Origin of the sequence: Nannocystis bainbridge, from assembly GCF_028368995.1 — a bacterium.
In the GTDB taxonomy this organism is placed as follows: Bacteria; Myxococcota_A; Polyangia; order Nannocystales; family Nannocystaceae; genus Nannocystis; species Nannocystis bainbridge.
In genome coordinates, this window is sequence record NZ_JAQNDL010000002.1 from 755,525 (window position 1) to 781,466 (window position 25,942).

Below are 25,942 nucleotides of genomic sequence, written 5' to 3' on the forward strand. Positions count from 1 at the left end.
CAAGCTCAGGGGTTCTCCGGGGTGTGAGAGGGATGCAGGAGGGTCACCCGCAGGAGCGTCTTCAGGCGCGCGTTGGCGACCCGCTTGCCGACCGCGGCCGGACCCGGCGGTCGCTCCCACCGCGGCGGCGGTCGGCCAGCGAGGGCGGCCAGGCGGGCGAAGATCTCGCGCCGCGGCGTGTGGTCGTCGTCGACGACGTTGACGACCCCGCGCTGCTCGGGCTCCAGGGCCAGGGCAGCGAGGACCGCCTGCACGGCGTCGTCCCGGTGGACGAGGTTGGTCGGCTGCATGCCGTCGCCGGGGAGGACGGCGTCCTCGCCAGCGCCGCGGTACAGGCGGAACAGCTCGCGGCCCGGACCATAGAGGCCGGCGAGGCGGAGGATCGTCCACGGCAGGTCGTGGCGGGTGCAGGTGTCGCGCACGAGCTCCTCGGCCTCGCGCTGGACCCGGCCGCGCGGCTCGTCGGGCCAGTCGGCGCAGTCGTCGTCGAGCCAGGCGTCGCGGTCGGGCAGGGCCGAGGTCGAGGAGACGTAGACGAGGCGCGTCGGTCGCAGCATCACCGCTGCCGCGAGCAGGCGGCGGGTGCCCTCGACGTAGAGCTCGCGGCGGTCCTGCTGCTTGCCGGGGGCGTAGCAGACGACCAGCGCGCGCGCGCCGGCGAGGGTCGCGGCGATGTCGGCGGGGGCGAGCGCGGCGACGTCGAGCGGGCGGACCTGGATGCCCTCGGGGACATGTCCGTTGGGCCATGTCCCGGAGCGCGAGGTCGCAAGGACAGGTGAGCCGCCGACGCCCGCCGGGTCCGCGAGCGCGGCGGCCACGGGGGCGCCGAGGAAACCGGCGCCGACGACGGCGATCGGGCGGGCGATCGGGGACGCGCCGGTGGGCACGCGCGGCTCGCTCAGAACGATACGCCGCCGCCGAGCAGGAGGTTCAGGCGGGCGATGAAGAACGCCGGACACGCGCCGGGAGCGGCCCCACAGCCGTAGCCGTAGCGCGGGCCGAAGCTCATGTCGAACTGCGGGAACTGCAGCCACACGATCCAGCGGTCGTCGAGCATGAGCTTGACGCCGACGCCGAACTGCAGGTTCGCGGCGTGGTTGGTGTAGTGGTAGTAGGCGCCGTTGTAGTAGTTCCAGCGGTCCGACAGCAGATGGTAGCCGAGCGAGATGTTCGGCGAGATGTACAGGCCGAGGTCGCGCTTGACCTGGATGTCGTAGGTGAACTTGGGCGCGACGACGAAGCCGAAGCGGCGGTAGCCGAACTCCTCGTTGAGGAGGATGCCGAGCGCCGGGCCGGAGGCGTTGCCGCTGAAGTGGCCGCTGAACTCCTGCGTCAGCTTGAACGCGCCCCAGTAGCCGAAGCCGCCGTAGCGACAGGGGAAGCCGGGGGCGCCACAGCCGGGGCCGTAGTAGCCGGAGTCGTAGTAGTGCGACGAGCCGCCGATGCCCCACGAGGGGCCGATACCGAACAGGAACTGCATGGGCCGGGTGCCCGGTCGGAGCACGCGGGGCACGGCCGCTTCAGCGTCCGTGGGGGCGACCGTGCTGCCGAGGAGCGCGGCGCCGAGCGCCGCGGTGGCGAGGCCGAAACGACGTCGGCGACGACCAGAGGTGACAGGCAGGGGACGGTCCGAGGAGGTGGCCTGGGTCATGGGGACTCCTGCGAGCGAGGGATGAGGCACGCTCCGTAGACCGGGGCGCGCGCGGTGATTCTAACGTGTCTTGCGGCGGGCGCGGAAGTTCGGGGTTCCTCGGAGAAGCTCCGGGGGGGCATGGCACCCAGGACGCTGCCGCCGACGCGAGTGTGATCTACGCTGCGGTCGGTGCCAGGTGATCGAGGCGACGAAGCTGCGCTGACCATTCGTGCGCAGACGCGCACGGCTCGACACCAGCGGCTCGCCGCAGCGATCGAGACGCGTCGGCTCGAGCGGCGCCGACGCGCCAAGATCCTGGCGATCTGGGCGCTAATCTCGACGATCGCGGTCTTCGTCACCGCGCTCATCCGTGGCGTGTTTGACCCGCTCGAGCTGGTGTTTTTCGCCACCACGCTGGGGACGATCGCGTTCGCGTCGTTCTCGGGGGTGCTCGCTCGCCCGCTGCCGTTGATGGAGCGGCAAGCGCTGGCGGGCGCCGACGCGGCGCTGGCCCTCGACCACCTGCCGCCCCGCGTGGCCGAGCTGGCCCGAGAGACACGTGCGCTACGGCTCGCGGTCGAGGCCGCCGATCCGGCCGACGAGGCGATCGACGCGTGGGTGTGGAGCTGGATCCGCAGCGTGCGCGAGCTCGGGCCGGAGGAGCGCGAGCTGGTCGCGCATGTCGGGATCTCCACCGGCGACATCGAGGCGGTGCTGCTCGGCGAGGCGCTCGACGCCGGCCCGGTGGACCTGTCCCCGGCGACAGGGGAGCGGACGACGGCTCGCGGGCCGCGGCTGGCGCCGGTCGAGCTGGCGGCGTTGATCCGCCGGGTCGAGCTGCTGGCCGAGCACTTCGAGGCGTTCGAGGTGGCGCTGCTGCGCTACCGACCCGGGACCTACCGCGGGTCGTGAAGGACATGTCCGAAGGGGCATGCCTGAAGGGACATGCCCGTCACGACATGCCCGTCACGACATGTCCTTCAGGACTCGCGGAAGCTGACCATGACGGCGTGGGCGTCGTGCTTGTGCTCGAAGTTGGTGGCCCGGCGGAAGGCGGTGGCGTCGACGACGATCGGGTGCTTGATGTGGGCGACGGCGCCGGGCGGCAGGTAGGGCAGGCCGAAGCGGCCGGCGCTGTACTTGAAGAGCGGCTCGGGGATCGGGATCGGCTGACGGCCGGTGCCGCGGGCCAGCGTCGAGAGCGGGACGGGCGGCGGGCCGGCGACGTTGTAGATGCCGTTCAGCTGATGATCGACGGCGCGGACGATCGCCTCGACGCCGTCCTCGTCGTGCATGAAGTGGTAGAGCGGGTCGAAGCCGAGGATCGTCGGCACGCGCGGCCCGGCGAGGAAGCTGGCGAGGGTGCCGCGGTGGGTCGGGCCGAGCATGTAGACCATGCGCAGGACGGCGGTCTTGAGCCCGGGCCAGCGCCACAGCGCGGCGGCGGCGAACAGGTCGGCGGCGACGAGGTCGGCCAGCTCGGGGAAGGTGGAGACGGCCAGCGGCGGCTCCTCCTCGGTGCGGTACAGCGGGGCGTCGGGGGCGGCGCCGTAGATCGTGTGGCGACCGACGAACACGGCCTGCTTGACGCCGAACTCGTGGCAGTACTCGAACACGAGCCGCGTGCCGTGGAGGTTGATGCGCAGCCGCTCCTCGGCGCTGGCGGTGAAGTGGGTGATGGTCGCCATGTGGATGACGACGTCGGGCCGGTGCTGGCGGAACACGTCGGCGGCCGGCCGCTTGCGCACGTCGGTCTGGAACACGTGCACGCCCTCGGGCGCGTCGGGCCAGGGGCGCCGGTCGATGCCGAGGATCTCGTCGCCGCGGGCCCGCAGGCGCAGGGCGACCATGCGCGCGTGGGCGCCGTTGATGCCGGTGATCAGGATCTTCATGGTTCGGAGTCGGTCGGCTCGGAGGTCGAGGGGGCGTCGGCGAGGTCGTCGGACGGGCTGTCCTTTGGTTCCTGTGCGAAGGTCCCGTCGGCGCGCTGGCGGTGGAGCGCGCAGCCGCGGAGGACCAGCAGCTCGACGACGCTCTTGACCTGCTCGACGTAGCCCTCGATGACCTCGTCAGGCTCGCGGCCGGTGCCGGGGAAGTGCATCGGCTTGCCGTAGTGAATCTCGCAGCCGAGCGGCAGCGGGAACGGCACGAGGTAGGGCGGGACCGGCCAGTAAGGGGCGCCGACGAGCTTGGCCAGAGTCTTGGCGTGGTAGACGGTGGGCAGCGCTTCTTCGCCGCCGATGAAGGCGAAGGGGACGATCGGCGCGCCGGTCTGCAGGGCGATCCGCATGAAGCCGGTGCCGAACTGGACCAGGCGGTAGCGGTCCTTGAACAGCTTGCCGGTGCCGCGCGCGCCCTCGGGGAAGACCATCAGCAAGCGGCCGTCCTGCAGCAGGCGCAGGGCGTGCTCGGGCAGGCCGGGCAGCTGGCCGACGCGCGAGAACCACTCCGAGACGAACGGCCAGTTGCCGGCGAACTTCTCGACCATGCCGGTGGCGTGGCGCGGGAGCTCGCGGGCGAAGAACAGCGAGGCGAGCACCATGCCGCCGTCGACCGGGAGGCCGCCGGAATGGTTGCCGACCAGCATGGCACCGCCGCGCTCGGGCACGTTGTCGATGCCGAAGCACTTGACGCGGAAGTACGTCTTGTAGAACACCTCGAGCATCGAATAGAAGACGCCGAGGTGCTTCTTCGAGATCCCGAAGGGGTCCATGCCGTATTGATTGAACGGGAGCTCGAGACGTTCGAGGCGGTCCCGGACGTCGCGGCTGGTGATAGTCTCGAGGCGGAACGGTCCCATCCGGCGCGAAGAAGTCTCAGGCGGGCCGGGTCCTGAAGCAAGTCGCACGCGAGAAGCCGCGGCGAGCGAGGTTCTGCGCGGTCCAGGACGCTGCGGGCCGGACCGCGCGCCGGGCTAAGGCGAGCACTTCAGCGTGCTGCCGAGGATGGTCGAGGTCGCGTTGCCGCCGTGCGAGCTCTTGATCTTGGTCACCTGGTAGTAGACCGACTTGGCGATGCCGAAGTCGGCGAGCGGGCCGAGGGCGATCCGCGGGTCCGCGCCGTCGAGCTCGATGGCGACGGCGGGGTTCGAGCACGGGAAGCCGCCGGCGTCGGTCGAGGCCCCCAGCGTAAACGCGGTGGCCTTGGCGGTCGGGTTGCCGGTGCGCAGCTTGCAGAACGCGTCGGCGTCGGCCTGGTCGCAGCCGGACGGGCCGCCCCACGAGCAGGTGCCGGCGCAGTACAGCTGCGTGACCTGCGAGAAGTCGAAGATGCAGTCCTCGGTGCAGCCGACGCCCATGAACGGGGCGGCGCCGTCGCAGAACTCGAAGCCCTTGGGGTTGTTGATGTCGACCTTGTCGACGGTCCCGTCGCCGCAGTGCGGGCCGAGCTTGCTGCAGCCGGGGGCGCAGCCGTTGTAGTCGTTGTCGTTGAAGCCGTCGTCGCAGACCTCGACGCCCTCCCAGAGGATGCCGTCGCCGCACACCGCGGCGACACAACCCTCGAGGCACGCGTCTTCGTCCTCGTCGTTGGCGTCGTCGCACTCCTCGCCAGGCTGGGTCCAGCCGTCGCCGCACACGGGCAGCAGACACTCGGCAGTACAGCTGTCGGTGTTCTCGCGGTTGCCGTCGTCGCAGTCCTCGCCCTCGTGCTGGATGCCGTCGCCGCACTCGGGCAGGCGGCACAGCGAGGTGCAGCTGTCGAAGTCATTGGTGTTGCCGTCGTCGCAGGCCTCGCTGCCCTCGAGCACACCGTTGCCGCACTCGTGGGCCGGATCGGTCGTGGAGGAGGTGGGCTCGCTGGTCGGGCCCTGCGAGGTGTTGCTGGTGCCCTCGCTCGGATCGCTGGACGCAGTGCCGTCGGTCTCGGTGGTCGGATGCCCGGTGACGGTCTGGATCCCGGTGCCTTCGTCTTCGGTGGTCGAACCGGTGGTCGACGTCGGCTCCGCGGTGGGGTTGTTGTTCTGCGTCGGCGTGCAGGCCGCGAGCGCCAGCATCCATCCTAATCTGCGCATAACCGAACGTTAGGCCGGGCAGTGCGCGATTGCAAGCGTGATTGCCGCGCCTGCTTGAAGCATCGACGCGAAACGACGATCGGAGCGCAACTCCGCGCCGACCCAAAACGAAGGGCCCGGATGTCACGAGGACATCGCGGGCCCTTGCGCGCGTGATCGCAGCTCAGGTGCGCGTCTTGGCCCCGAGCACGCGGGCCATGGTCGAGCCGAGGTCGGAGGGCGTCTCGGCGATCGCCACGCCAGCCTCGCGCAGCGCGTCCAGCTTGGCCTCGGCGGTGCCCTTGCCGCCCGAGATGATGGCGCCGGCGTGGCCCATGCGCTTGCCCGGCGGGGCGGTGACACCAGCGATGAAGCCGACCACCGGCTTCTTGACGTGCTCGCGGATGAAGGCGGCGCCGTCCTCTTCTGCCGAGCCACCGATCTCGCCGATCATGATGATGCCCTCGGTCTCCGGGTCATCCTGGAACAACTGGAGGCAGTCGACGAAGTTGGTGCCGTTGACCGGATCGCCGCCGATGCCGATCGCGGTGCTCTGGCCGAGGCCGAGCGTGGTCAGCTGATGCACGGCCTCGTAGGTGAGGGTGCCGGAGCGCGAGACGACGCCGACGCGGCCGGGGGTGTGGATGTAACCGGGCATGATGCCGATCCGGCACTGCTTGGGCGTGATGATGCCGGGGCAGTTGGGGCCGAGCAGGCGCGAGCCGGTCTTGTCCTGCAAGAACCGCTTGGCCTTGACCATGTCGGCCACCGGGATGCCCTCGGTGATGCAGACGATCAGCGCGACGCCGGCGTCCGCGGCCTCCATGATCGCGTCGGCGGCGAACGGCGGCGGCACGAAGATGACGCTGGCGTTGGCGCCGGTCTTCTCGACGGCGTCGCGCACGGTGTGAAACACCGGGACACGGCCGTTCAGCACGGTCTCGCCGCCCTTGCCGGGCGTGACGCCGCCGACGACCTGAGTGCCGTAGGCGAGCGACTGCTCGGCGTGGAACAGGCCGACCTTGCCGGTGATGCCCTGGACGATGAGACGGGTGTTCTTGTCGACGAGGACGCTCATGGCTTGACCATCTCCACGATCTTGGTGGCTGCGTCGCGCAGGCTGCTGGCGGTGGTGATCGCAAGGCCGCTCTCGTCGAGCATCTTCTTGCCGAGCTCGACGTTGGTGCCCTCGAGGCGGACGACCAGCGGGACCTGGAGGCCGACTTCCTTGACGGCCGCGATCACGCCGGTGGCGATCGTGTCGCACTTCATGATGCCGCCGAAGATGTTGACGAGGATGCCGCGCACGTTCGGATCGCGGGTGATGATCTTGAACGCCGCGGTGACGCGCTCGGCCGTCGCGCCGCCGCCGACGTCGAGGAAGTTGGCCGGCTTGGCGCCGACGTACTGGATGATGTCCATGGTCGCCATCGCCAGGCCGGCGCCGTTGACCATGCAGCCGATGTTGCCGTCGAGCTTGACGTAGCTGAGGTCCCACTGCTTGGCCTCGAGCTCGCTGGCGTCCTCTTCGTTGGGATCGCGCAGCTCCTCGAGGTCCTTGTGGCGGTAGGTCGCGTTGTCGTCGAACGAGACCTTGGCGTCGAGCGCGAGCACCTGGTCGTCGCCGGTGATGACCAGCGGGTTGACCTCGAGCAGGGCGCAGTCGAGGCGGTCGTAGGCGGCCGCGAGCGCGAGCAAGAACTTGGTGAAGCGCGGGGCGACCGGGTCGACGAGGCCGAGCGCGTAGGCCAGCTTGCGCGCCTGGAACGCCTGCAGCCCGACGGCCGGGTCGATGGACTCCTTGAGGATCTTCTCCGGCGTGTGCGCGGCGACCTCCTCGATGTCCATGCCGCCCTCGGTCGAGGCCATGACGGTGTTGCGACCGGTGGCGCGATCGAGGGTGATGGCGATGTAGAGCTCACGGGCGATGTTCATGCCCTGCTCGACGAGCACGCGCTGGACCCGCTTGCCCTCGGGACCGGTCTGGATGGTCACGAGGGTGTTGCCGAGCATCTTCTCGGCGAACTGCGCCGCGTCCTCGGCCGACTTGACGACCTTGACGCCGCCGACCTCGGGCTGCTCGATGAAGCGGCCCTTGCCGCGCCCGCCGGCGTGGATCTGCGACTTGACGACGACGACCGGGTTGCCGGTGCGCTTGATCAGGTCGGCCGCGACGAGCTTGACCTCGCCGGGAGTGAAGGCGACGCTGCCCTGCGGCACCGGCACGCCGAGGCCGCGCAGCAGCTCCTTGCCCTGGTATTCATGGATCTTCATCAGGTCGCCTGGCCTTTCCCGTAGGGCAGGAGGGCCACCAGCTCGCGCACGGCGTTGGCCGAGACCTCGAGCATGCCCTTCTCCTTGTCGCCGAGCTTCATCTCGATGATCTTCTCGACGCCGCCCTTGCCGAGGACGCAGGGGACGCCGATGAACAGGTCCTTGTAGCCGTACTCGCCGCCGAGCAGGGCGGCGCACGGGAGCACGCGCTTGCGGTCGCGGACGATCGACTCGACCATCGCCACCGTGGCGGCCGCGGGCGCGTAGTAGCCGGAGTAACCGAGCAGTCCGACGATCTCGCCGCCGCCGCCGCGGGTGCGCTGGATGATGGCGTCGATCTTGTCCTGCGGCAGCAGCTCGGTCAGCGGGATGCCGGCGACCGAGGTGTGGCTCGGCAGCGGGACCATGGTGTCGCCGTGGCCGCCGAGGACCATGCCGTGGATGTCGTCGACGCTGACGTTCAGCGCCTCGGAGAGGAAGTACTTGTAACGCGCCGTGTCGAGCACGCCGGCCATGCCGATCACGCGCTCCTTGGGGAAGCCCGACTCGGCGTGCATGACGTGGCACATGGCGTCGAGCGGGTTCGAGACGCAGATCAGCACCGCGTTCGGCGAGCGGCTGGCGATCTCGCGGGTCACGCCGCCGACGATCTTGCGGTTGATCTCGACGAGCTCGTCGCGGCTGGTGAACTTGCCGGTGACCGGGTCCTTCTTGCGCGGGACGCCGGCGGTGATGACGACGACGTCGCTGTCCGCGGTCTCGTCGTAACCATTGGTGCCGACGATCTTGAGGTCGAAGCCCATGACCGGCGAGGCCTCGGCGAGGTCGAGCGCCTTGCCCTGCGGCACGCCCTGGGCGATGTCGACGAGGACGATGTCGCCGAGGTGCTTCTGGGCGGCCCAGTGCGCGGCCGTCGCCCCGACGTTGCCGGCTCCCACGATCGTGATCTTGTTGCGACGTGACATGTGCGAGATCTTTCCCCCTAGGAGGTCCGCGCTGCATATACCAGCCGCACAGGCATCGGAGCAACGGCGGCGGAGCTCCCGATGAACGCTGATCTCGCGCCCCGCCGTGATTCACCGCGACCCGCGCGAGATCGCGCCACGGTCGGACGACCGACCGAACACGAATCGGACCCGAAGACTACCGACGCGTGGGGGCCGCCGGCGTGATCGAGAGCTCGACCCTGGCGCCCTCGCGCACGACGACGATCGGCACAGCGACGGCCGGCTGCAGCTCGGCGAAGCTGGCCATGTAGTCGTCGATGTTGTGGATCTCGCGCTTGCCGATCTGGACGATGACGTCGCCTGCCTTGAGCCCGGCGGCCTCGGCGGGGCTCTGCGGGCGGACGCCGGACAGCTTCATGCCGTCGGCGTTGGCGGCGTAGTCGGGGACGGTGCCGAGCGAGACGCGGAAGCCGCCGGCGCGCGGGGCCGCGGCGGCGATCTTCTTGAAGTCGAGGACGGGCTGCTCGCGCAACATCAAGGCGACGAGGCGGACGCTGAGGTCGGCGATCGCGGTGGCACCCTCGAGGTTGATCTTCTCGAAGTCGTCGGTCGGCCGGTGGTAGTCGTCGTGGGCGCCGCTGAAGAAGTGGAGGACGGGGATGTCGGCGGCGTAGTAGCTGGCCTGGTCGGAGGCGCCGAAGCCGTCCTCGCTGGGCTTGAGGACGAGGGTGCGCGCGGCGTCCCGCGGGTCGACCTTGGCCCGCTCGAGCAGGCCGGGCCAAACGCTGCTGGTGCCGGTGCCGACGACGACGACGGTGTTGTCGCGCACGCGTCCGACCATGTCGAAGTTGAGCATGGCGACGATGTCCTGGCGCGCCTCGGGCGAGAGCGACTCGACGACGCGCTTGCTGCCGAGCAGGCCCATCTCCTCGGCGGCGAAGGCGACGAACTGGATGTCGAAGGGGCGGGCCTCGGGCGGGAGCTGGGCGAGCGCCGCGGCGACGCCGAGGAGGGCGGCGACGCCGGAGGCGTTGTCGTCGGCGCCGTTGTGGATGGAGTCGACGCCGGGGGCGAGCGAGGAGTTGGTGCCGTGGCCGAGGTGGTCCATGTGCGCGCCGAGGACGATCCGCTTGCGACCTGTCCCTTGGAGCAGGCCGGCGACGTTGGCGGTGGTGGCGGTGACGCGCTGGACGGGGCTGTGCAGCGAACCCCGGCCGACGGCGCCGACCTTGAGGCCGCCGTGCGGGTTCTCGGCGGTGACGGGGCCCTTCTTGCCGAAGGCCTTGAGGAGGTCGGGGGTGCCGGCGGCCGAGACGGCGAGCGCGGGCAGCTGGAGGTCGTTGGCCTCGCCATGGTTGGGGTAGGGCGCGGTGGCGTCGGGTTCCCACAGGACGAAGCCGACGGCGCCGCGATCGCGGGCGGCGATGACCTTCGATTGCACGCGGGTCTTGGCCGGATCGAGGTGCGGGTCGTCCGGGGCGCCGCTGCGCGCGACGACGATGGCGCCCTTCACCTTGTCGAGGATCTTGGCGTAGTCGCCGCTGTCGGGGGTGTCGCCGGGGATGCCGTGACCGACGTAGACGATCTTGGCGCTGACGGGCGCGGCGGAGTCGGCGGAGAACGGGACGAGGGTGTGGAGGATGGGCTTGCCGCCGAGCTGGAGGGCGCTCTGCTCGCCGGCGCGGAGGGTGACGCCGTCGGTGAACTCGAAGCTCTGGCGGAAGCTGTCCCCAAAGCCAGGTTGAAGGCCGAGCTGACGGAGGGCCTGCTCGATGTGCGCCTCGACCCGCTGGTCGGCGGCGGTGCCGGGCGGGCGGCCCTCCTGGGCGTCGTCGGCGAGGAAGGCGAGGTGGCCGCGCAGGCGCTCGAGGTCGACGGGCGGGGGCTCGCGCAGGGCGCTGCGGGCGGCGGTGCCCTCGGGGGTGTTCGCGGGCTCGGGTGCGGTGGTCGGCTCGGACCGGCAGGCGAGCGCGAAGGCGAGGAGGAGCCACGAGGCGCGGAGCGACATGGCGAGAGGATGCGCGAGCGCGGGCGAGCGACGCAAGAGGTGGCCGACCGGGCGCGCGGGCCGGCGATCCCCGCCTGTCCCCGAAGACATGACTCGTGGGACTTTTAAAAGGGGAGATGCGCGGCAGGTTCGAGCGGGTCGTGACGGGACTTACGAGCGGGGGGCGGGGCGCTCGCTCTGCATCGGGAGGCGGGAATTGCTCGTAGGTGGGTCGTTTGCGGGGAAGTTCGAAGGGCCGCAGGGGTCGGTGGACGGCAGTCGAGCGCGCGAAGTGGCGGGACCGGTCCCCGCATGACGGGCGCGGCCGTGTATCGGGAGTGGCGAATGGGACATGTCGCATCGGGCATGTCGAATGGGCCATGTCTTTGAGAACATGCTCATGGAGGCATGTCCTTTGGGGCATCCGTGACGGAGCCGGTCAGAGGTCGAGGAGCTCGCGGCAGGCGGCGGCGGTCCGGCTCACGGTGCCGCGGTCGGTGCCGAACTGCAGGCCGGCGGCGGCGAACAGGTCGGGCAGGCGGGCGCGGGCGCCGAGGCCGAGGGCGCGGCGGAGGTCGGCGACGGCGGCGGCGGGCTCGGCGAGGGCGCGGCGGTGCAGCTGGACGGCGCCGAGGCCGGCGATCGCGTACTCGATGTAATAAAAGGGCAGCTCGAACACGTGAAGGCGGCGCTGCCACAGGGCAGCGCGGTCGGCCTCGAGGCCGCTCCAGTCGACGCCGGGGCACAGGCGCTCGTGCTGCGCTCGCCAGGCGGCGTCGCGGGCCCGGCGATCGCGGGCGGCGTCGGGGTGGGTATAGACCCAGTGCTGGAAGGCGTCGATGGCGGCGGCGAGCGGGAGGAACAGGACGAGCTGTTCGAGCTGGTGGCGGGCCGCGAGGGCGCAGGTGTCGGCGTCGTAAAAGGCGCGCAGGTGAGGGGCGGCGAGCAGCTCCATGCCCATGCCGGCGACCTCGCAGAATTCGATCGGCGGGCGGCGGTTCCAGATCAGCGGGTCGGCGGCGCAGGCGAGGGCGTGGAAGGCGTGGCCGCCCTCGTGGAGGACGGTGAGCAGGTCCTCGTGGCGGCCGACGGCGCCGGCGAACACGAACGGGAGGCCGCTGGCGTGGAGGTGGACCTGGAAGGCGCCGACGGCCTTGCCTGGCCTTGACATCATGTCCAAAAGGCCATGTTCGGCGAGGCGGGAGAACTGGCGGGCGAACTCGGGGTCGACGGCCTCGAAGGCGCGAGCGCAGCCGGCGACGAGCTCTTCCTCGCGGGTGAAGGGGGCGAGCGGGCCGCCGGTCATGACGGCGAGGTCCCACGGGCGCAGGCCGGCGAGGCCGAGCGAGGCGGCGCGGCGGCGGAGGACCCGAGCGGCGAGCGGGCCGAACTCGGCGGCGATGGCGTCGTGAAGGGCGAGGCAGTCGGCGGGGCCGTAGGCGAGGCGGTCGAGGCGGCGGAAGCGATAGGCGCGGTAGTCGGGCAGCTCGGCGGCGGCGGCCTGGGCGGTGCGGTTGTCGAGGAGGCGGTCGAACAGGTGATCGAGCTCGGGCTTCACGGCGCGAAAACCGGCGGCGACGGTGCGCCAGGCGGCCTCGCGGCGATCCCGGTCGGGTTCGTCCTCGCCGCGCTCGACCCGGGCCAGCGGGACGTCGGCGCCGTCCCAGTGGAAGCGCATGCCAGCGCGCAGCTGGCCATAGGCGGCGCACAGGTGCAGCTCGGCGGCCTCGAGCGGGACCAGGGCGGGGCGGTAGAGGTCGGCGCGGTTGCGCAGGACGGCGAGGGCGCAGGCGTGGCCGGGAGGCAGGCGCGCGGCGGCCGGATGAGCGGCAAGTCGTTGTGCGAGGGCGTGGCGCAGCGGCTCGCAGGCAGGACCGAGGACGTCGACGTGGACGTGCCAGGCGCGCGCGGCCTCGAGGTCGTCGGCGCTGCAGCTGGTCTCGATCTGCCGCCGCGCCTGGACCTCGGCGAGGTGACTCTCGAGCTCGGACCAGTCGCGCAGCCACTGCCCCAGAGTCCACGGGTCGTCGAGCGGCAGGGGTCGCTCGCCGAGCTCGCCGTAGCATGCCTCGAGGTCGGCGAGCCGATCGAGGCGCACGCCGGCGGGCAAGTAGCGCCGCGGCGGCGGCGGGAGCGAGCCAAACACGCGGGCGAGGGTAGCACCGCGGAGGGCCCACGCTGGTGGTCCGCGGAATCGCTCGGGGGGTGCGGCCCCACGTCGAGGTCGCCGCCGAAATCAGGCTGGTCGAAGGGACAGGTCCGTCGTGGCGCAGGCCGCGGGTGACGACGCCGATCGTGCGGTCGTTGTCGTCGTCCCACGGGCGACCGGGCAGGATCGCCAGGCGTCGCCGTCGAGGGTGCCGAGCAAGATCCGCAGCACGGTCTCCGGTCGTCGGATGACGGCGAGCAACTCGGGGACGCTGTGGCGAGCGCTGTGGTGAAGCACCGTCGCTCGCGGCTCCGGGCGGAGCGGGACCTCTTGCAGGAAGATCCGCGGGGCCGGCACTTGGCGGAGACGTGTGGGCCGAGCGCTGGCGCTTAGCGACCTGGTCCTGGGTACAGGCGACGCGGAGAGGCTCGGCGATCCATCCGGTGCGGTGGTCCGCGGGTGGAGAGTGGGCGGGCCTGAGCTCGTGCTGCTCGGGCCCGACATGCACGACGGCGGGTGGGCGCCGCCCGCCCGATCGTTGCGGGCCCACGCGACGCGATGGTCTCGCGGCGCGGCTACTTGTGATTGAGGCCGAAGTACGCGGCGAGCAGGCCGAGCAGCGGCGCGACGATCCAGAGGACGCGACCGGCTCCGGGCTTGCGGGCGAGCAGCGCCGGGGCGGCCGCGAGGCAGATCCACGCGAGCAGCTTGGGGTGGACCCAGCCGGGCATGGCGCCGCCGTACTTCACGCCGAGCATGCCGAAGCCGGCGGCGACGATGAGCAATGTTCCGACGCCGTGCGTGGCGGAGACCAGGCCGCGCGCGGGGTTGGTCTCACGCGTGCCACCGGCGATGCCATGAAACGCGAGGCCGCCGAGGCCCATAAAGAGGAGGACGATGCCGAAGATGTGGAGGACCAGGAAGAGCTCGTAGGACACGGCGGCGCCGAGCCTCGCACGCCTCTGCGCGATTTGACAAGCTCGCCCCGGCCCGAAGGCTGATACACTCGCCGCGATGTCGATCCAGGGCTACAGCGCATCGGAGTTCACCCACGAGGGCGTCACCAAGACGGTCTATCGGCGCGGGCAAGGGCCCGGGGTCATCATCATCACCGAGGTCCCTGGCATCCACGAGGCGGTGGTCGCGTTCGCCAACCTGGTGGCCGACGCGGGCTTCACCGTGGTCCTGCCCGACCTGTTCGGCGAGCCGATGAAGCCGGTGTCCGGCGGCTACCTCGCCAGCACGATGCTCAAGCTGTGCGTGAGCAAAGAGTTCAAGCTGCTCGCCGGCCACGAGTCGAGCCCGATCACCCACTGGCTGCGCGGCCTGGCTCGCGCGCTGCACAAGGAGCTCGGCGGCAAGGGCGTCGGCGCGATCGGCATGTGCCTCACCGGCAACTTCGCGCTGTCGATGGCGGTCGAGCCGTCGCTGATGGCGCCGGTGCTGTCGCAGCCGGCGCTGCCGCTGCCGGTCGGCAAGGCTCGCCGCGGCCAGCTGGCGATCGCGCCGGACGAGCTGGCGACGGTCAAGCGCCGGGTCAAGGACGAGGGCCTCAAGGTGCTCGGCCTGTGCTTCACCCACGACGGCAAGGTCCCGCGCGAGCGGTTCGAGACGCTGAAGCGCGAGCTCAAGGAGGGCTTCGAGGCGATCGAGATCGACTCGGGCCCGGGCAACGCCCACGGCATCAAGTCGTCGGCCCACAGCGTGCTGACGGTCGACCTGGTGCGCGAGACCGGCCACCCGACCGAGCAGGCGCTGCAGCGGACGCTGTCGTTCCTGCGCGAGCGGCTGCAGGCGTAGGGCGCAGGGCGCACGAGAACGCGGGGGCATGTCCGAAGGGGCATGCCCTTTTGTTTATGCCCGATCGGCCATGTTCGTTCGGACATGCGCTTGCGAGCATGTCCTGAAGGTCATGGCCCGCCGGACAGGGTCACGTAGACCACGGGGACGGCGATCCCGAGCAGGACCAGCAGGCCGCCGCGACCGAGCAGGCCCTTGCGGCCGGGCAGCATGAACATCCCCGAGGCGGCGAGGAACAGCAGGAACACCGCGTAGCTGTCGGCGACGAAGGTCCAGGCCTGCTTGCCGCGGTTGAGGTGGAGCCAGTTGGCGATCCGCAGCAGCAGGCGGGGGCGCTGGCCGTCCTCGGCGACGACGCCGCTGTCGAGGTCGACGTGGAGGGTGCTGCCGTCGAGGAGGATCGAGAGCTCGCGCGCGTCGCTGCGGTAGACCTCGGTCGGCGGCACGGTGATGGCGAGCGCGGCGAGCACCGTGTCGGCGGCGGCGCGGTCGTCCTCGGGCAGCGGCACGGCGACCTGGTGGCGGGCCTCGTAGTTGTGGAAGTTGGGGTCCCAGTCGGCGATGTGATTGACCGCGAGGCCCGACAGCGCATAGACGAAGGTCAGGCCGACGGCGACGTAGCCGATGTCGCGGTGGAGGGCGCGCAGCCACGGCCGCCAGCGAGCCGGACGCCGGCGCTCGGGCTCAGGCATAGCGCTCTTCCTTCCACGGGTCAGCGTGGTTGTGGTAGCCGCGGGTCTCCCAGTAGCCGGGCTCGTCGCGGGCGACGAACTTGATGCCGGTCAGCCACTTGGTGCTCTTCCAGAAGTAGAGGCCGGGGACCATCGCCCGCACCGGGCTGCCGTGCGGGCGCGCGAGCGGCTTGCCGGCGTGGCGGTGGGCGACCAGGACGTCGGGCGCGAGCGCCTCGCCCAGCAGGACGTTGGCGGTGTAGCCGTGGGCGCCCTCGAACACCACGTGGCGCGCGGTCTTCTTGAGACCAGCCTTTTCGGCCAGGTGACTGACGCGCACGCCCTTCCACGCGGCGCCGAGCAGCGACCAGCCGGTGACGCAGTGGACGTCGGCTTCGATCTCGGTCTGCGGCTCGGCGAGCAGGCCGTTCCAGTCGAGCTCGAACGGCTTGTCGACCTCGCCGTAGATCTTGATCTTGACGTCGGCGGGGCTCGGCGAGCCAGGGACGCCGCCCATGGGCCGCAGCGCCTCGAGCACGCGCTGGCCCGGCGGGAGGCGCGGGCGACCGTCGGCGAGGGTCATGGCCTTGGCCTCGCCCGTGAGGCGGTCGCTGAGCACCCACAGCATGCCGCCGCCCATGGCTGCGACGACGGTGCCACTGGCGGCGCGGGACAGGAAATCGCGCCGGTTCATGGCGGCGAGGGCGGCGGGAGGCAGCGGGCGCGAGGCGGGCATCGTGGGACCTTCCTGCTCGGGCAACGCGGGCCGGCGGCGAGTGTTACGCCGGCCCGCGGACGCGTAGCCGCAGCGTACCGTCGACGGCCTGGGTGGTGTCGACGGTGAGACCGGCGGCTGCCGCCGCGGCGCGGACCCGGGCGGCGGCGAGCGCCTGGGTGAGCGGGGCCACCAGGCGCTCGGCGAGGACGGCGCGATCGTGCTCGCCGCACACGAGCACGAAGGTGGGGCCGGCGGCGCGCAGGCCGAAGTCGCCGACGGCCGCCAGCGTGCCGGCAGGCAGGCGCAGGTCGACCGGCTCGCCGGCGCACTCGAAGTTGCCCTCGAGCATGAGGCCGCCGGGGATCTCGGCGACTTCGGCGCGGAGGCCCAACTCGGCCAGCGCGGCCTCCAGGTCAGCCCGCGCCAGCTCGCGGGCGCCGAGGTCGAGGCGGACGTAGCGGCTCATGGCTGGCTGTCCTTCGGGGCATGACACAAAGGACAGGTCGCCTCGGCGTCGAGCACGAGCCAGCCGCAGCGCGCGCAGACCGTCGCGGACGTCGGCGGGGGCAGGTCGGCGACGTCGGTCGGCTCGTCCAGCGCGGGCAGCTCGAGCTGCTGCTGGGCGAGGTTGCGGGCGCGGGCCACGACGGGAGGCTGACCTGAGCGGGCCAGCCTTGCAAATTCTCGCCCGACGCGCGCGCCCGAACCCGGGCAGGGGCGCGCTCAGGGCCGCGCAGGGCGGCTCAGGGGCGGGGCGGGGCGGCGGGCTGGCCGGCGAGGCCCTCGGTCGCCCACAGGACGGCGAGGCGGCGCAGCTGGTGCGCGCTGTGGGCCCCGAGCTTGAGCTTGAGGTTGGACTGGTGGGTCTCGACGGTCTTGATCGAGATCTTGAGCGACTCGGCGATGTTGCGGGTGTCGTGCCCGCGGCCGAGCAGCTCGAACACCTCGAGCTCGCGGTCGCTGAGGTTCTCGATGCCGGTGCCGGCGCGCGGGCGGGAGACCATGGCGTTCAGCATCGTCTCGGCCAGCTGCTCGCTCACCGCCAGCTCGCCCTTCAGCGACTTGCGGATGGCGCCGACGATCCGCTCGGCCGGCACGTGCTTCATCAGGTAGCCGTGCGCGCCGGCCCGCAGGACCCGCTCGCCGAACAGCTGCTCGTCGTGCATCGACAGCACCAGCAGCTTGAGCTCGGGCCAGGCGGCGCGGATCTGCTTGATCAGGTCGATGCCGCTGCCGGTCTTGAGCGAGAGGTCGACGACCGCGAGGTCGACGGGCTTCTCGCGCAGGATGGTCAGGGCGGCCTCGGCGTCCTCGGCCTCACCGACGATCTCGAGATCGGCCTCGGCTCCGAGGAGCTGCGCGAGGCCGAGGCGGAAGATCGGGTGATCGTCGACGAGGAGGACCCGCGCCGGCGACGAGGGCTGGTCCGCGGGTCCTGTTCCTTGAGACAGGGGAATGGTCGGCGGCTGCACGGTCATAATGAGCGCTCGTACAGTATCCCATAGCCGTGATCACAGTGTCACGCACCTGGAGCCCGCAGGTCGGGTGGGACCCTGGCGCGAAAATTCCCACAAGCCTCGCAGCAGGTTTGGCGGTGCGAGTCACGTTCGCTCGCGACATCGTGCTCGCTTGAATTGTGTTCAACAACACGCTCCGCGCACCACCGTTCACCGGTTCACGTCGGGCGATTGCAGGCTTTGTGCACACATTGCGTGACCATGGGTCACGCATGAAATTGGAACTAAAAGACAGGTCCCTCAGGCCCGCCGGGCCGCAGCGGTCGCCCATGCCCGCAGGGCCGCGATTTCGCCGGCACGGCTGTGACTGAGCGGGATCGTCGCGGAGAGCGCGCGAGCGAGGTCGTGGCGCGCGAGGGGTCGCGACTCGGCGAACGCGTCGAGCCGAGCTTCCACGATCGCGCCCTCGATCTCGGCGCCGGACAGTCCGTCGGCCGCGCGTACGAGGTCGACCAGGTCGGGCAACGGATCAGCGAGCACCGGGGCGGCGCCCATGTGCGAGCGCGGCGCATGTTCGAGATGGATCTCCGCGATGGCGGCGCGTTCGTCCGCGTCCGGCACATCGACAAAGAAGATCTCGTCGAGCCGCCCGCGACGGGTCAGCTCGGGCGGCAATCGCGTGACCTGGTTGGCCGTGGCGACCACGAACACCGGCCGCCGGCGCTCCTGCAGCCACGTGAGCAGCCCGCCGAGCACGCGCGCCGCGGTGCCCGCGTCGCTGGCACCACCGTCGCTGCCGGCCAGGCCCTTGTCGAGCTCGTCGATCCACAGGGCGACCGGGGCGATGCGCTCGACCGTATCGGTGACGCGGCGCAGGTTGGCCTCGCTCTCGCCGAGGGTGCCGCCGTAGAGCCGCCCGGGCTCGAGGCGCAGCAGGCCGAGGCCGAGCGCGTGGGCGCAGACGCGGGCGGCCAGGCTCTTGCCGCAGCCCTGCACGCCGACCAGCAGGACGCCGCGCGGGTCGGGGATGCCGGCGGCGCGGGCCTCGGGGCGGAGCGCGAGGGCGCGGCGGGCCAGCCACTGCTTGAGCTGCGCGAGCCCGCCGAGCATGTCCGAAGCGACAGGTTCGACGCGCTCGAGCAGACCTCCGCGTCGCAGCAGCTCGGCCTTGCCCGCGGACAGCTCGGCGAGCGCGCCGGGGTCGTCGGCGACGTGGGCCGCGCGTCGCAGCAGGCGCCGCGCCTGGTGCTCGGACAGGCCGAGCGCGGCGTGGGCCAGCAGCGGGGCCCGGCTCGCGAGCGCGATCGCGGGGCCAGGACGGCCGGCGATCCGCAGCTCGTCGGCGAGGTCGGCGGCGAGGCCGGCGAGCTCGTCGGCGTCGGGCAGCTCGAGCTCGACGAGCTCGAGCTCGGGGATGGCGACGACGGCGCCGGCGAGCTCCCCGACGACGACGACGGCCGGGCCGACGCTGCGCTGGGCGAGCTCGCGGAGGGCCCGCAGGGCGACGGGGTCGAGCGGGGGCGGATCGAGGAGCACCCACAGGCCGGGGTCGGGGTCGCGCAGGAGGCCGCGCAGGAGCTCGACCAGCGGCTCGGGGGCGCCGAGGCCGTCGCGCCCGCCGGCCGCGCTCCAGGTGTGCACCGGCCAGTCGAGCCGATCGCCGACGTCCTCGCACAGCCGCACCGCCCGCGCCTCGTCGACGGCGCGCAGCCCGAGGCCGCGCGCGCCGGCCTGCAGCGCCTCGCGCAGGCGCTGCCGGGCGCGCGCGAAGGGGGTGTCCTTCGGGTCATGTCTCATGGAGCATGTCCCTCGGACCCTGTCATCCGCGCGGCGAACCGGGTGTCCTTCGGGTCATGTCTCATGGAGCATGTCCCTGGGACCATGCCATCCACGCGGCGAGCAGGTGGCCCTGGGCGGCGACCGAGACCGGGCCGTCGTCGGCGAAGCAGAAGCCGTTCAGCCACAGGCGGGCGCCGCGGAGGCGGGCGAGGCGGCCGTGCAGCAGCGCGAGGTCGCCGGCGCAGGCGCGGGCGAGGGCGGCGCGCGGGCGGGGCGGGAGCGTGTCTGGCCAAAAGGACAGGCGGTAAGCGGGCTTGCCGTCGACGCGGAGGACGTCGAGCCGCAGCGCGCCGCTCGGATCGGCGGCGACGAGCTGGGCGCGGCGCAGCAGGTCGGGGAACGGTCGCGCCCGCGAGCCGCGGAAGTCGAGGGCGAAGAACACCGGCGCGGCGGCGGAGCCGGGGAGGGCGCGGGTGAGGCCGCGGGCGAGGGCGCGAGCGACCGCCTCGAGCGCGCCCGGGACCTGGGGCAGGGTCAGGAGGCCGGCGGTCGCGGCGGGCGTGCCGGCGGCCGCCAGGGCGGCGACGACGGCCCGCAGGCGGCCGGGGGCGCGCGGGCCCAGGGCGACGAGGCGAGCGACCGCGAGGTCGTCCGGCGCGTCACGGGCGAGCAGGTCGTCGAGCTCGCGCAGGGCCTCGGCGGCGTCGCCGACGTCGGGCGGGGCGGAGGGCACGAGCCAGAGGTGCGGGGCGGGCTCGTCACGGGCGCGGTCGAGGGCCGCGAGGGTGTCCGATGGGACAGGTCCGTCGGAGCCCCGACCGCTCACGTCCGCTCCCGAATGGCCCGATCGATCTCACGCTTCTGCTCGCGCTCCTTGATCGAGGCGCGCTTGTCGTAGGTCTTCTTGCCGCGGCACAGCGCCAGCTCGAGCTTGATCCGGCCGTTGCGAGCGACCATCGACAGCGGGATCAGCGTGAGCCCGGCCTTGTCGACGGACTCGGCCAGGTGCTCGAGCTCCTTGCGGTGCAGCAGTAGCTTGCGCGGGCGCAGCGGCAGGTGGTTGCGGTCGTGCGCCTGCGTGTACTCGCCGATGTGCGATTGATAGAGGAACAGCTGGTCGCCCTGGAACTGGCAGTACGACTCGCCGAGGCTGACGCGGCCGTCGCGGATCGACTTGACCTCGCTGCCCATGAGCATGAGGCCGGCCTCGTAGCGCTCGAGGACCTCGTACTCAAAGGTGGCACGGCGGTTTTGAACGAAGAGGTGGCCGTCCTTCGTCGCGGTCTTGTCGGTCTTCTTCACGGCGGGGGTGGAAAGCTACAAAGCGGATCGCAGGAGGGCAAGTCCGGCGGCGCGAGCGGCCCCTGCGGCCCGCACAGCGCGGAGACAGGCGTTCAGGGTGGTGCCGGTGGTGGTCACGTCGTCGACCACGAGCACCCTCCGGCCGGCGAGCGAGCGCCCGGGCCGGACGGCGATCGCCCCGCCGAGGTTGTCGCGGCGCGCGGCACCGTCGAGCTCGGTCTGCGGCAGGGTCGCACGCAAGCGCTGCAGCAGCCGCGGCGCCACGCCAGCACCCTGGGGGTGCTCCCGCGCCGCCCAGCGCGCGAGCAGGGCCGCCTGGTTGTAGCCGCGAGCGCACGCGCGGCGCCAGTGCAGGGGGACCGGCGCGACGAGATCCCAACCCTCGCGCCACACCGGCGCGTGGGCCAGGAGCCGGCCCAGCGGCCCGGCGAGCTCGAGCTCGCCGCCGTACTTGAGGCGGCGGACGGCGACCGCCAGCGGGCCTTCATAAAGGAAGCAGGCCTCGATGTCGCCGAGGCGCCGCGCGGATGGTTCGAGCCGCGCGAGCTCGGGGGCGCAGCGGCTGCACAGGGGCGGCACGCCCCCTGAGACCGGGGCCCGCAGGAGATGACGACAGGCGAGACAAACGGGCGGTGAGAAGAAGTCGAGTAGCACACGGAGAGGTCGTACGCATCGCCTCCGTTGTTGCACGCGCAAGAGATCGTGCTGGAGATCGCGTCGATTTCGCAGCGTCAGAGGCGTGTGAAGATCATTTCGCCGGGCGATGCAAGCGGGCCACGAAGCCGCCGATCGCCAGCGAGGCTGGGAAATTCGCCGGATCCGCGGTCGTGCTCGCGATCCACGGCGGAGGAACAGGCACACATCGCCGCTGAGCCTGATCTGACGTGCAAATCGCGGCGGTGGGCGGCACGCTAATTCCAAGGAGGCCGCGTCATGCTCGTACACGATCTCGGATCTCTCAGCGTCGGAAGTGTCTTGACGACTTCCACGTTCACGGTGAAGCCGGTCGATCTGACCGCGCACGTGGAGTCCAGCTTCTTGGGGCAGGTGGTGGGTTGCGGCGAGGAGACGCTGTCGACCGGCAGCGTATCCGGCGGCGGCGCGCCGCAGCCGTGGGGAAGGCTTTGTCCGCTGCCGGTCGTGCTCGGCCGAGCGCTGTCGGCCCTGGCCCACAGCGAGCCGTTCCGCGAGGTCGCGCTGACGCTGCGCAGCATCAGCCGCGTGCGTCGCTTCGGTGAGATGCTGGTGGGGGAGCCGCTGACTGCGATCGCTACGGTGCGCTTCCGCAGCGGCAGAGTCCCGAACGCCACGCACGTGACGCTGGCCGTGGAGGTGCACCGCGAGAGTCAGCGCGGCCGCGTCGGCGCGACGGCGTTGAGCTTCGAGGTCGGGCTCGAGCTGCGATCGCTCCGCGGCGCGACTGCAGAGGTTCGCATGAGCGACGGCGCCGCCGCCGCGTGACACGGCACCCGACCGCTCGACACTCGCGCCCGCTTCGCTCGCTTGCGTCATGGTTCTCCGACCATGTCCCAAGATGCAGTCCGCCTCGTGCCACGGTCGTGCGCGCACGCGACCTGCGCAGTGGCCCGCGGTCCGGTAACGCCTCCGGGTGGTCTTCGAGACAGGACCCGACGGGACCTACGAAGGACAGCACAGCGCGTTTCCGCGCCAGGGCCGAGATAATCTTCTCGGCCATGATCGGGTGGGCATCGGCTTGCCAAGGCGGATCCCCTGTGTGACCTTCAGTCTGCGGCGCATGCTCTACGAGGACCGCTACAAGCTGATTTTGGCCGCGTGCCAGGACATTCGCCGGCATCGCGAGGAGGTCGCCAAGACGGTGATAGCGAGCCAGCTCCTCGACGCTCTCGACGTCGATGTCCCGAGCGACGCGCTCTTGTCCCACATCGTCGCCGAGTCGCTGCTGCGACGGATCGACCGTAACCTGCTGTCCGGGCGGAACTTGTACCTGCAAGTCGAGAAGCGGCCGCAGATCGATCTGTTCACGCTGCTGCAGCGGGCGATCCCGGCCGTGCCGCAGGGCTATGCGCTCGCCAACCAGTATCTGGTCCACGCGATGCGGCAGTCGAGCACGCCGACGCTGCTCGAGATCGGGATCGGCAAGGGCTTGCAGGTGGTCGCGCTGCTGCGGGCGCTCGCGCGCGACCCGGGGAAGATCGAGCGCATCCGCGTGATCGCGCTCGACCCCAACCGCACGGCGTTGACCGAGGGCGTGGCGGCGATCGACGAGGTCCGCGCCGAGCTGCCGTTCGACATCGAGATCTACCCGCTGGTCAAGCTGATCGAGGTCTGCGAGGATGCCGACTACGCGCACTTCGAGGCGCTCGCCGAGGGGAGCTTGTCGATCAACGCGGCCTACACGCTGCACCACACCACGGGCCCCGACAGCGACGCGCGCACTCGACTGCTGCGGCGGCTGCGGGCCCTGAAGCCGCGGGTGTTCACGCTGGTCGAGCCGAGCTCGGACCACGACACCGAGCACCTGACCCGGCGCATGCACCACTGCTGGCAGCACTTCGCGACCGTGTTCGACCTGGTCGACCGCAGCGACGCGTCGCCCGACGAGAAGTTCGCCATCAAGGAAGGCTTCTTCGGCCGCGAGGTCCGCGACATCCTCGGCACCAGCGACGCCTTCCGCTGCGAGCGCCACGAGACGCTCGAGTCGTGGCTGCTGCGGCTGAAGAAGTCGGGCTTCGTGCCGTACCCGGAGATCGAGCTCGACGTCGACCTGCCGGAGTACTGCCGCTCGTCGGTCAGCTCCGGGCTCGTGCGGCTGTCCTACCGCAGCGTGCCGATCATCGCCGTGTTCGCGTTCGCGGGGGAGGCGGGATGAGCGACGGGTCCGAGCCGAGCGAGCCGGTGGTCCACGGGGCGTTGATGGCCGGCTTCGCCCAGGCGTGCGTCAACCTCAACATCGTCGCTGGGCGCCGGGCCACCGCGCTGCTCGCCGACATCGACATGGGTCGGTGGTTCCCGCTCGCCAAGTGGATGGAGATCGAGCAGATGGTCGGCGAGTCGTACGCCAACGTCGAGCCGATCCGGCTCAAGCTCGGCATCGAGATGATGACGCTGTGGTACCACCGTGGCCCCGGCAAGGCGCTCATCCACCGCGGCGCCGACTTCCTGCACTTTCAGACAGGTAGCCACGGCATCGCCAGCGTGATCCGCGGCCCGCGCGGGATGGTCGGCTCGTTCGACCTCGAGGACTTCGACGCCGAGCGCGGCCACGCGGTCATCCGCTCGTCGACGCCGTTCGACAAGACGATCGAGCGCGGGGTGCTGATCGGCGGGGTGATGGCGCCCGGCGACCTCTACTACGTCGACGTGACCAACGACGGCGATCCCAACCGGCTCGTGGTGGAGTTCCACTGAGATGACGCTCGACGAGATCCTCCAGGGACGAGATCCCGATCGCCTGTCCGAGCTGTCGCGCGAGGACATGCGCCGACTGTTCTGGATGTACAAGGGCCTGCTCAAGGGCGTCGAGCGCGACACCGCGTACTGGCAGGCGACCAACGACAACCTGCGGACCGCGTACGAGCGGCTCGACGAGCAGGAGCGCGAGCTGGCCCGCGCCTACCAGACCATCCGCCAGGACCTCGAGATCGCCCAGCAGGTCCAGCACGCGCTGCTGCCCAAGGACCACCCGGAGATGCTCGCGCGCTTCGAGTTCTCGGTCTACCACAAGCAGATGACCGAGGTCGGCGGCGACTACTACGACTTCTACCGCCTCCGCGACGGCTGCCACGCGATCGGCGTGTTCGACATCTCCGGCCACGGGGTGTCGGCGGCGCTGATCATGGCCTACCTCAAGGCCCAGTTGGTCCAGACGATGGAGCAGGTGTCGCGCCCGCGCGACATCGTCGAGTACCTCAACAACGCCACCGTCGGGTTCCTCCGCGAGGTCCGCCGCTACGCGACCGTCAACTTCGTCGCGTTCGGCGAGCGCACGTTCCGCTACGTGTGCGGCGGCGGCTACGGCGTGCTGGTCCGCGGCGACCAGGTCCACACGTTCAACAAGGGCGACCCGTTCATCGGCCTGCGCCGCCGCGCCTACAGCGAGTACGAGCTGCCCTTCGAGACAGGTGACGTGCTGGCGCTGTACACTGACGGTCTGGTCGAGGCTCAGGACAGCACCGGCGCCGACTACAGCACCCGCCGCCTGCACGAGCTGGTGCGCGCCAACGCCGACTTGCCGGCCAACGAGATCCTGCAGCGCTGCCTCGACGACTACGGTCAGTTCCGTCGCGTCGACGCCGACGACATCACCCTCATCGTGCTCCGGAGGCGGGCCGCGTGAACGACCACGAGCTCGACGACGAACCGATCACGACCAGCGTCGGCCTGACGCTGACGGTCGCGCCCATGGGCGACGTCGGCGGCAACCTGGCGGCGACCGTCGGCGAGTCGCTGCTGGCGATGCTGACGGTGTTCTACCCGCAGGCGCTGTGCAAGAAGGCCAACGTGGTGATCACCGAGCTGGTCCAGAACGTGATCGACAACGTCAACGATCCGGCCAGCCAGATGCGCGTCGACCTGCGCATCGACGGCGACGCGCTGCAGGTCCAGGTCACCAACAAGGCGACGCCGGAGCAGTTCCAGGACGTCAAAGATCGCGTCGAGCAGCTGACGACCTCGACCGATCCCAAGCGCCTGTTCGCCGACACGCTCCGCGCCCGCCGCATGCAGCGGCTGCGCGGCGGGCTCGGCCTCATCCGCCTGGTGTCCGAGAACCGCTTCCGCCTGTCCGCGACTTACTCCGGCGAGCAGCTCACGATGCAGGCGGTATTTCCTTTGCGAGGTGCGCAATGAACGTCCTCACCTACGGCGAGATCATGGACGGCGGCGTCAGTGTGTTCCACTGCGTCGCACGCGAGGACGAGGGGAACTTCTCCCTCACGTTCTCGGGCGTGGTCCGCATCGACAACCCCTATCGCTATCTGTCGGCCCTGCTGCAGGACCTGCGCGAGATCTTGCCCAAGCGCGAGGTCCAACGCAGCGTGCTCGACTTCACCGAGCTCGAGTTCTGCAACTCCAACGGCTTCTACGTGATCATGGACATCGTCGAGCTGGTCTACCTGCTGCTGCCCGGGCCGGTGCTGGTCCGCCGCCTGCAGGAGGACGACTGGCAGCAGGAGACGCTGCCGATCCTGCTCAACCTCGACGAAGAGACCATCGCCGCCCGCACGACCTTCGAGGACGTGCGAGAGTTCTGA

General features: G+C 71.1%; 28 protein-coding genes. 8 read left to right on the forward strand and 20 right to left on the reverse strand.

Features of this window, described 5'->3' with window-relative positions; translation table 11 throughout:
- Positions 1–5: 5 nt before the first annotated feature.
- Together POL25_RS20625 and POL25_RS20630 are read right to left on the reverse strand one after the other, a co-directional pair.
- Entirely contained in the window at positions 6–887 is an 882-nt protein-coding gene (locus tag POL25_RS20625) for an NAD-dependent epimerase/dehydratase family protein (RefSeq protein ID WP_272087831.1), read from the reverse strand.
- Between the two features lie 11 nt (positions 888–898).
- Positions 899–1,480: a hypothetical protein gene (locus POL25_RS20630; RefSeq protein WP_272087832.1), complete on the reverse strand. Its 582-nt coding sequence runs from the start codon at positions 1,478–1,480 to the stop codon at positions 899–901.
- Between the two features lie 342 nt (positions 1,481–1,822).
- Between POL25_RS20630 and POL25_RS20635 the strand changes: the two genes are divergently transcribed.
- The gene (locus POL25_RS20635; RefSeq protein WP_272087833.1) at positions 1,823–2,545 is read left to right on the forward strand and encodes a hypothetical protein; all 723 of its coding nucleotides are present in this window, start codon (positions 1,823–1,825) and stop codon (positions 2,543–2,545) included.
- A gap of 68 nt (positions 2,546–2,613) precedes the next feature.
- Here POL25_RS20635 and POL25_RS20640 read toward each other — a convergent pair whose 3' ends face one another.
- The 9 genes from POL25_RS20640 to POL25_RS20680 form a co-directional block, all read right to left on the reverse strand.
- The gene (locus POL25_RS20640) at positions 2,614–3,525 is read right to left on the reverse strand and encodes an NAD-dependent epimerase/dehydratase family protein (RefSeq protein WP_272087834.1); all 912 of its coding nucleotides are present in this window, start codon (positions 3,523–3,525) and stop codon (positions 2,614–2,616) included.
- The gene (locus POL25_RS20645) at positions 3,522–4,433 is read right to left on the reverse strand and encodes a lysophospholipid acyltransferase family protein (RefSeq protein ID WP_272087835.1); all 912 of its coding nucleotides are present in this window, start codon (positions 4,431–4,433) and stop codon (positions 3,522–3,524) included. The genes POL25_RS20640 and POL25_RS20645 overlap by 4 nt, the downstream gene beginning before the upstream one ends.
- A 114-nt stretch (positions 4,434–4,547) precedes the next feature.
- A complete protein-coding gene (locus POL25_RS20650) occupies positions 4,548–5,645 on the reverse strand; it encodes a DUF4215 domain-containing protein (protein WP_272087836.1) in 1,098 nt (365 codons plus the stop codon).
- A gap of 163 nt (positions 5,646–5,808) precedes the next feature.
- Positions 5,809–6,702, reverse strand: coding sequence for a succinate--CoA ligase subunit alpha (gene sucD, locus POL25_RS20655; protein WP_272087837.1), 894 nt, complete (start codon positions 6,700–6,702; stop codon positions 5,809–5,811).
- Complete coding sequence (gene sucC / locus POL25_RS20660) at positions 6,699–7,898, reverse strand: ADP-forming succinate--CoA ligase subunit beta (protein ID WP_272087838.1); 1,200 nt, start codon at positions 7,896–7,898, stop codon at positions 6,699–6,701. The genes sucD and sucC overlap by 4 nt, the downstream gene beginning before the upstream one ends.
- Positions 7,898–8,863, reverse strand: coding sequence for a malate dehydrogenase (mdh, locus tag POL25_RS20665; protein ID WP_272087839.1), 966 nt, complete (start codon positions 8,861–8,863; stop codon positions 7,898–7,900). The genes sucC and mdh overlap by 1 nt, the downstream gene beginning before the upstream one ends.
- Positions 8,864–9,041: 178 nt before the next feature.
- Positions 9,042–10,853, reverse strand: a complete 1,812-nt coding sequence (locus tag POL25_RS20670) for a M20/M25/M40 family metallo-hydrolase (protein ID WP_272087840.1) — start codon at positions 10,851–10,853, stop codon at positions 9,042–9,044.
- Between the two features lie 418 nt (positions 10,854–11,271).
- Positions 11,272–12,978, reverse strand: coding sequence for a M3 family metallopeptidase (locus POL25_RS20675; RefSeq protein WP_272087841.1), 1,707 nt, complete (start codon positions 12,976–12,978; stop codon positions 11,272–11,274).
- A 578-nt stretch (positions 12,979–13,556) separates the two neighbouring features.
- On the reverse strand, positions 13,557–13,919 hold the full coding sequence (locus POL25_RS20680) for a hypothetical protein (protein WP_272087842.1): 363 nt from the start codon (positions 13,917–13,919) through the stop codon (positions 13,557–13,559).
- A 76-nt stretch (positions 13,920–13,995) separates the two neighbouring features.
- Here POL25_RS20680 and POL25_RS20685 point away from each other — a divergent pair, with 76 nt between their 5' ends.
- Positions 13,996–14,781, forward strand: coding sequence for a dienelactone hydrolase family protein (locus tag POL25_RS20685; RefSeq protein WP_272087843.1), 786 nt, complete (start codon positions 13,996–13,998; stop codon positions 14,779–14,781).
- 110 nt (positions 14,782–14,891) lie between these two features.
- Here the strand turns inward: POL25_RS20685 and POL25_RS20690 are convergent, their stop codons facing one another.
- The 9 genes from POL25_RS20690 to POL25_RS20730 form a co-directional block, all read right to left on the reverse strand.
- On the reverse strand, positions 14,892–15,473 hold the full coding sequence (locus tag POL25_RS20690) for a hypothetical protein (RefSeq protein WP_272087844.1): 582 nt from the start codon (positions 15,471–15,473) through the stop codon (positions 14,892–14,894).
- The gene (locus POL25_RS20695) at positions 15,466–16,188 is read right to left on the reverse strand and encodes a molybdopterin-dependent oxidoreductase (RefSeq protein ID WP_272087845.1); all 723 of its coding nucleotides are present in this window, start codon (positions 16,186–16,188) and stop codon (positions 15,466–15,468) included. Before POL25_RS20695 ends, POL25_RS20690 begins: the two co-directional genes overlap by 8 nt.
- Before the next feature lie 43 nt (positions 16,189–16,231).
- Positions 16,232–16,636, reverse strand: coding sequence for a hypothetical protein (locus POL25_RS20700; RefSeq protein WP_272087846.1), 405 nt, complete (start codon positions 16,634–16,636; stop codon positions 16,232–16,234).
- A complete protein-coding gene (locus POL25_RS20705) occupies positions 16,633–16,815 on the reverse strand; it encodes a hypothetical protein (RefSeq protein ID WP_272087847.1) in 183 nt (60 codons plus the stop codon). The genes POL25_RS20700 and POL25_RS20705 overlap by 4 nt, the downstream gene beginning before the upstream one ends.
- A gap of 98 nt (positions 16,816–16,913) precedes the next feature.
- Positions 16,914–17,648, reverse strand: coding sequence for a response regulator transcription factor (locus tag POL25_RS20710; protein WP_272087848.1), 735 nt, complete (start codon positions 17,646–17,648; stop codon positions 16,914–16,916).
- 279 nt (positions 17,649–17,927) lie between these two features.
- Entirely contained in the window at positions 17,928–19,424 is a 1,497-nt protein-coding gene (locus tag POL25_RS20715) for an AAA family ATPase (RefSeq protein WP_272087849.1), read from the reverse strand.
- 61 nt (positions 19,425–19,485) lie between these two features.
- Positions 19,486–20,232 (reverse strand): hypothetical protein, encoded by a 747-nt coding sequence (locus POL25_RS20720; protein WP_272087850.1) that lies wholly within the window; start codon positions 20,230–20,232, stop codon positions 19,486–19,488.
- Positions 20,229–20,708: an SsrA-binding protein SmpB gene (gene smpB / locus POL25_RS20725; protein ID WP_272087851.1), complete on the reverse strand. Its 480-nt coding sequence runs from the start codon at positions 20,706–20,708 to the stop codon at positions 20,229–20,231. The genes POL25_RS20720 and smpB overlap by 4 nt, the downstream gene beginning before the upstream one ends.
- A 15-nt stretch (positions 20,709–20,723) precedes the next feature.
- A complete protein-coding gene (locus tag POL25_RS20730) occupies positions 20,724–21,287 on the reverse strand; it encodes a ComF family protein (RefSeq protein ID WP_272087852.1) in 564 nt (187 codons plus the stop codon).
- Positions 21,288–21,683: 396 nt separating this feature from the next.
- Between POL25_RS20730 and POL25_RS20735 the strand changes: the two genes are divergently transcribed.
- The 6 genes from POL25_RS20735 (at position 21,684) to POL25_RS20760 (ending at position 25,942) form a co-directional block, all read left to right on the forward strand.
- Positions 21,684–22,169, forward strand: coding sequence for a hypothetical protein (locus tag POL25_RS20735; RefSeq protein WP_272087853.1), 486 nt, complete (start codon positions 21,684–21,686; stop codon positions 22,167–22,169).
- Between the two features lie 274 nt (positions 22,170–22,443).
- Positions 22,444–23,559 (forward strand): GRAS family protein, encoded by a 1,116-nt coding sequence (locus tag POL25_RS20740; RefSeq protein ID WP_272087854.1) that lies wholly within the window; start codon positions 22,444–22,446, stop codon positions 23,557–23,559.
- Positions 23,556–24,098, forward strand: a complete 543-nt coding sequence (locus POL25_RS20745) for a hypothetical protein (protein WP_272087855.1) — start codon at positions 23,556–23,558, stop codon at positions 24,096–24,098. Before POL25_RS20740 ends, POL25_RS20745 begins: the two co-directional genes overlap by 4 nt.
- Position 24,099: 1 nt before the next feature.
- Positions 24,100–25,026: a PP2C family protein-serine/threonine phosphatase gene (locus POL25_RS20750; protein WP_272087856.1), complete on the forward strand. Its 927-nt coding sequence runs from the start codon at positions 24,100–24,102 to the stop codon at positions 25,024–25,026.
- Positions 25,023–25,538, forward strand: a complete 516-nt coding sequence (locus POL25_RS20755) for an ATP-binding protein (RefSeq protein ID WP_272087857.1) — start codon at positions 25,023–25,025, stop codon at positions 25,536–25,538. The genes POL25_RS20750 and POL25_RS20755 overlap by 4 nt, the downstream gene beginning before the upstream one ends.
- A complete protein-coding gene (locus tag POL25_RS20760) occupies positions 25,535–25,942 on the forward strand; it encodes a hypothetical protein (RefSeq protein ID WP_272087858.1) in 408 nt (135 codons plus the stop codon). Before POL25_RS20755 ends, POL25_RS20760 begins: the two co-directional genes overlap by 4 nt.

Bases quoted from the DNA above. Each gene is read 5' to 3' on its own strand.
- POL25_RS20630 (WP_272087832.1), bottom strand. From the start codon at position 1,480: ATGCAGTTCCTGTTCGGTATCGGCCCCTCGTGGGGCATCGGCGGCTCG.
- POL25_RS20640 (WP_272087834.1), bottom strand. From the start codon at position 3,525: ATGAAGATCCTGATCACCGGCATCAACGGCGCCCACGCGCGCATGGTC.
- POL25_RS20645 (WP_272087835.1), bottom strand. From the start codon at position 4,433: ATGGGACCGTTCCGCCTCGAGACTATCACCAGCCGCGACGTCCGGGAC.
- POL25_RS20650 (WP_272087836.1), bottom strand. From the start codon at position 5,645: ATGCGCAGATTAGGATGGATGCTGGCGCTCGCGGCCTGCACGCCGACG.
- sucD (WP_272087837.1), bottom strand. From the start codon at position 6,702: ATGAGCGTCCTCGTCGACAAGAACACCCGTCTCATCGTCCAGGGCATC.
- sucC (WP_272087838.1), bottom strand. From the start codon at position 7,898: ATGAAGATCCATGAATACCAGGGCAAGGAGCTGCTGCGCGGCCTCGGC.
- mdh (WP_272087839.1), bottom strand. From the start codon at position 8,863: ATGTCACGTCGCAACAAGATCACGATCGTGGGAGCCGGCAACGTCGGG.
- POL25_RS20670 (WP_272087840.1), bottom strand. From the start codon at position 10,853: ATGTCGCTCCGCGCCTCGTGGCTCCTCCTCGCCTTCGCGCTCGCCTGC.
- POL25_RS20685 (WP_272087843.1), top strand. From the start codon at position 13,996: ATGTCGATCCAGGGCTACAGCGCATCGGAGTTCACCCACGAGGGCGTC.
- POL25_RS20690 (WP_272087844.1), bottom strand. From the start codon at position 15,473: ATGCCTGAGCCCGAGCGCCGGCGTCCGGCTCGCTGGCGGCCGTGGCTG.
- POL25_RS20695 (WP_272087845.1), bottom strand. From the start codon at position 16,188: ATGCCCGCCTCGCGCCCGCTGCCTCCCGCCGCCCTCGCCGCCATGAAC.
- POL25_RS20700 (WP_272087846.1), bottom strand. From the start codon at position 16,636: ATGAGCCGCTACGTCCGCCTCGACCTCGGCGCCCGCGAGCTGGCGCGG.
- POL25_RS20710 (WP_272087848.1), bottom strand. From the start codon at position 17,648: ATGACCGTGCAGCCGCCGACCATTCCCCTGTCTCAAGGAACAGGACCC.
- POL25_RS20715 (WP_272087849.1), bottom strand. From the start codon at position 19,424: ATGAGACATGACCCGAAGGACACCCCCTTCGCGCGCGCCCGGCAGCGC.
- POL25_RS20745 (WP_272087855.1), top strand. From the start codon at position 23,556: ATGAGCGACGGGTCCGAGCCGAGCGAGCCGGTGGTCCACGGGGCGTTG.
- POL25_RS20750 (WP_272087856.1), top strand. From the start codon at position 24,100: ATGACGCTCGACGAGATCCTCCAGGGACGAGATCCCGATCGCCTGTCC.
- POL25_RS20760 (WP_272087858.1), top strand. From the start codon at position 25,535: ATGAACGTCCTCACCTACGGCGAGATCATGGACGGCGGCGTCAGTGTG.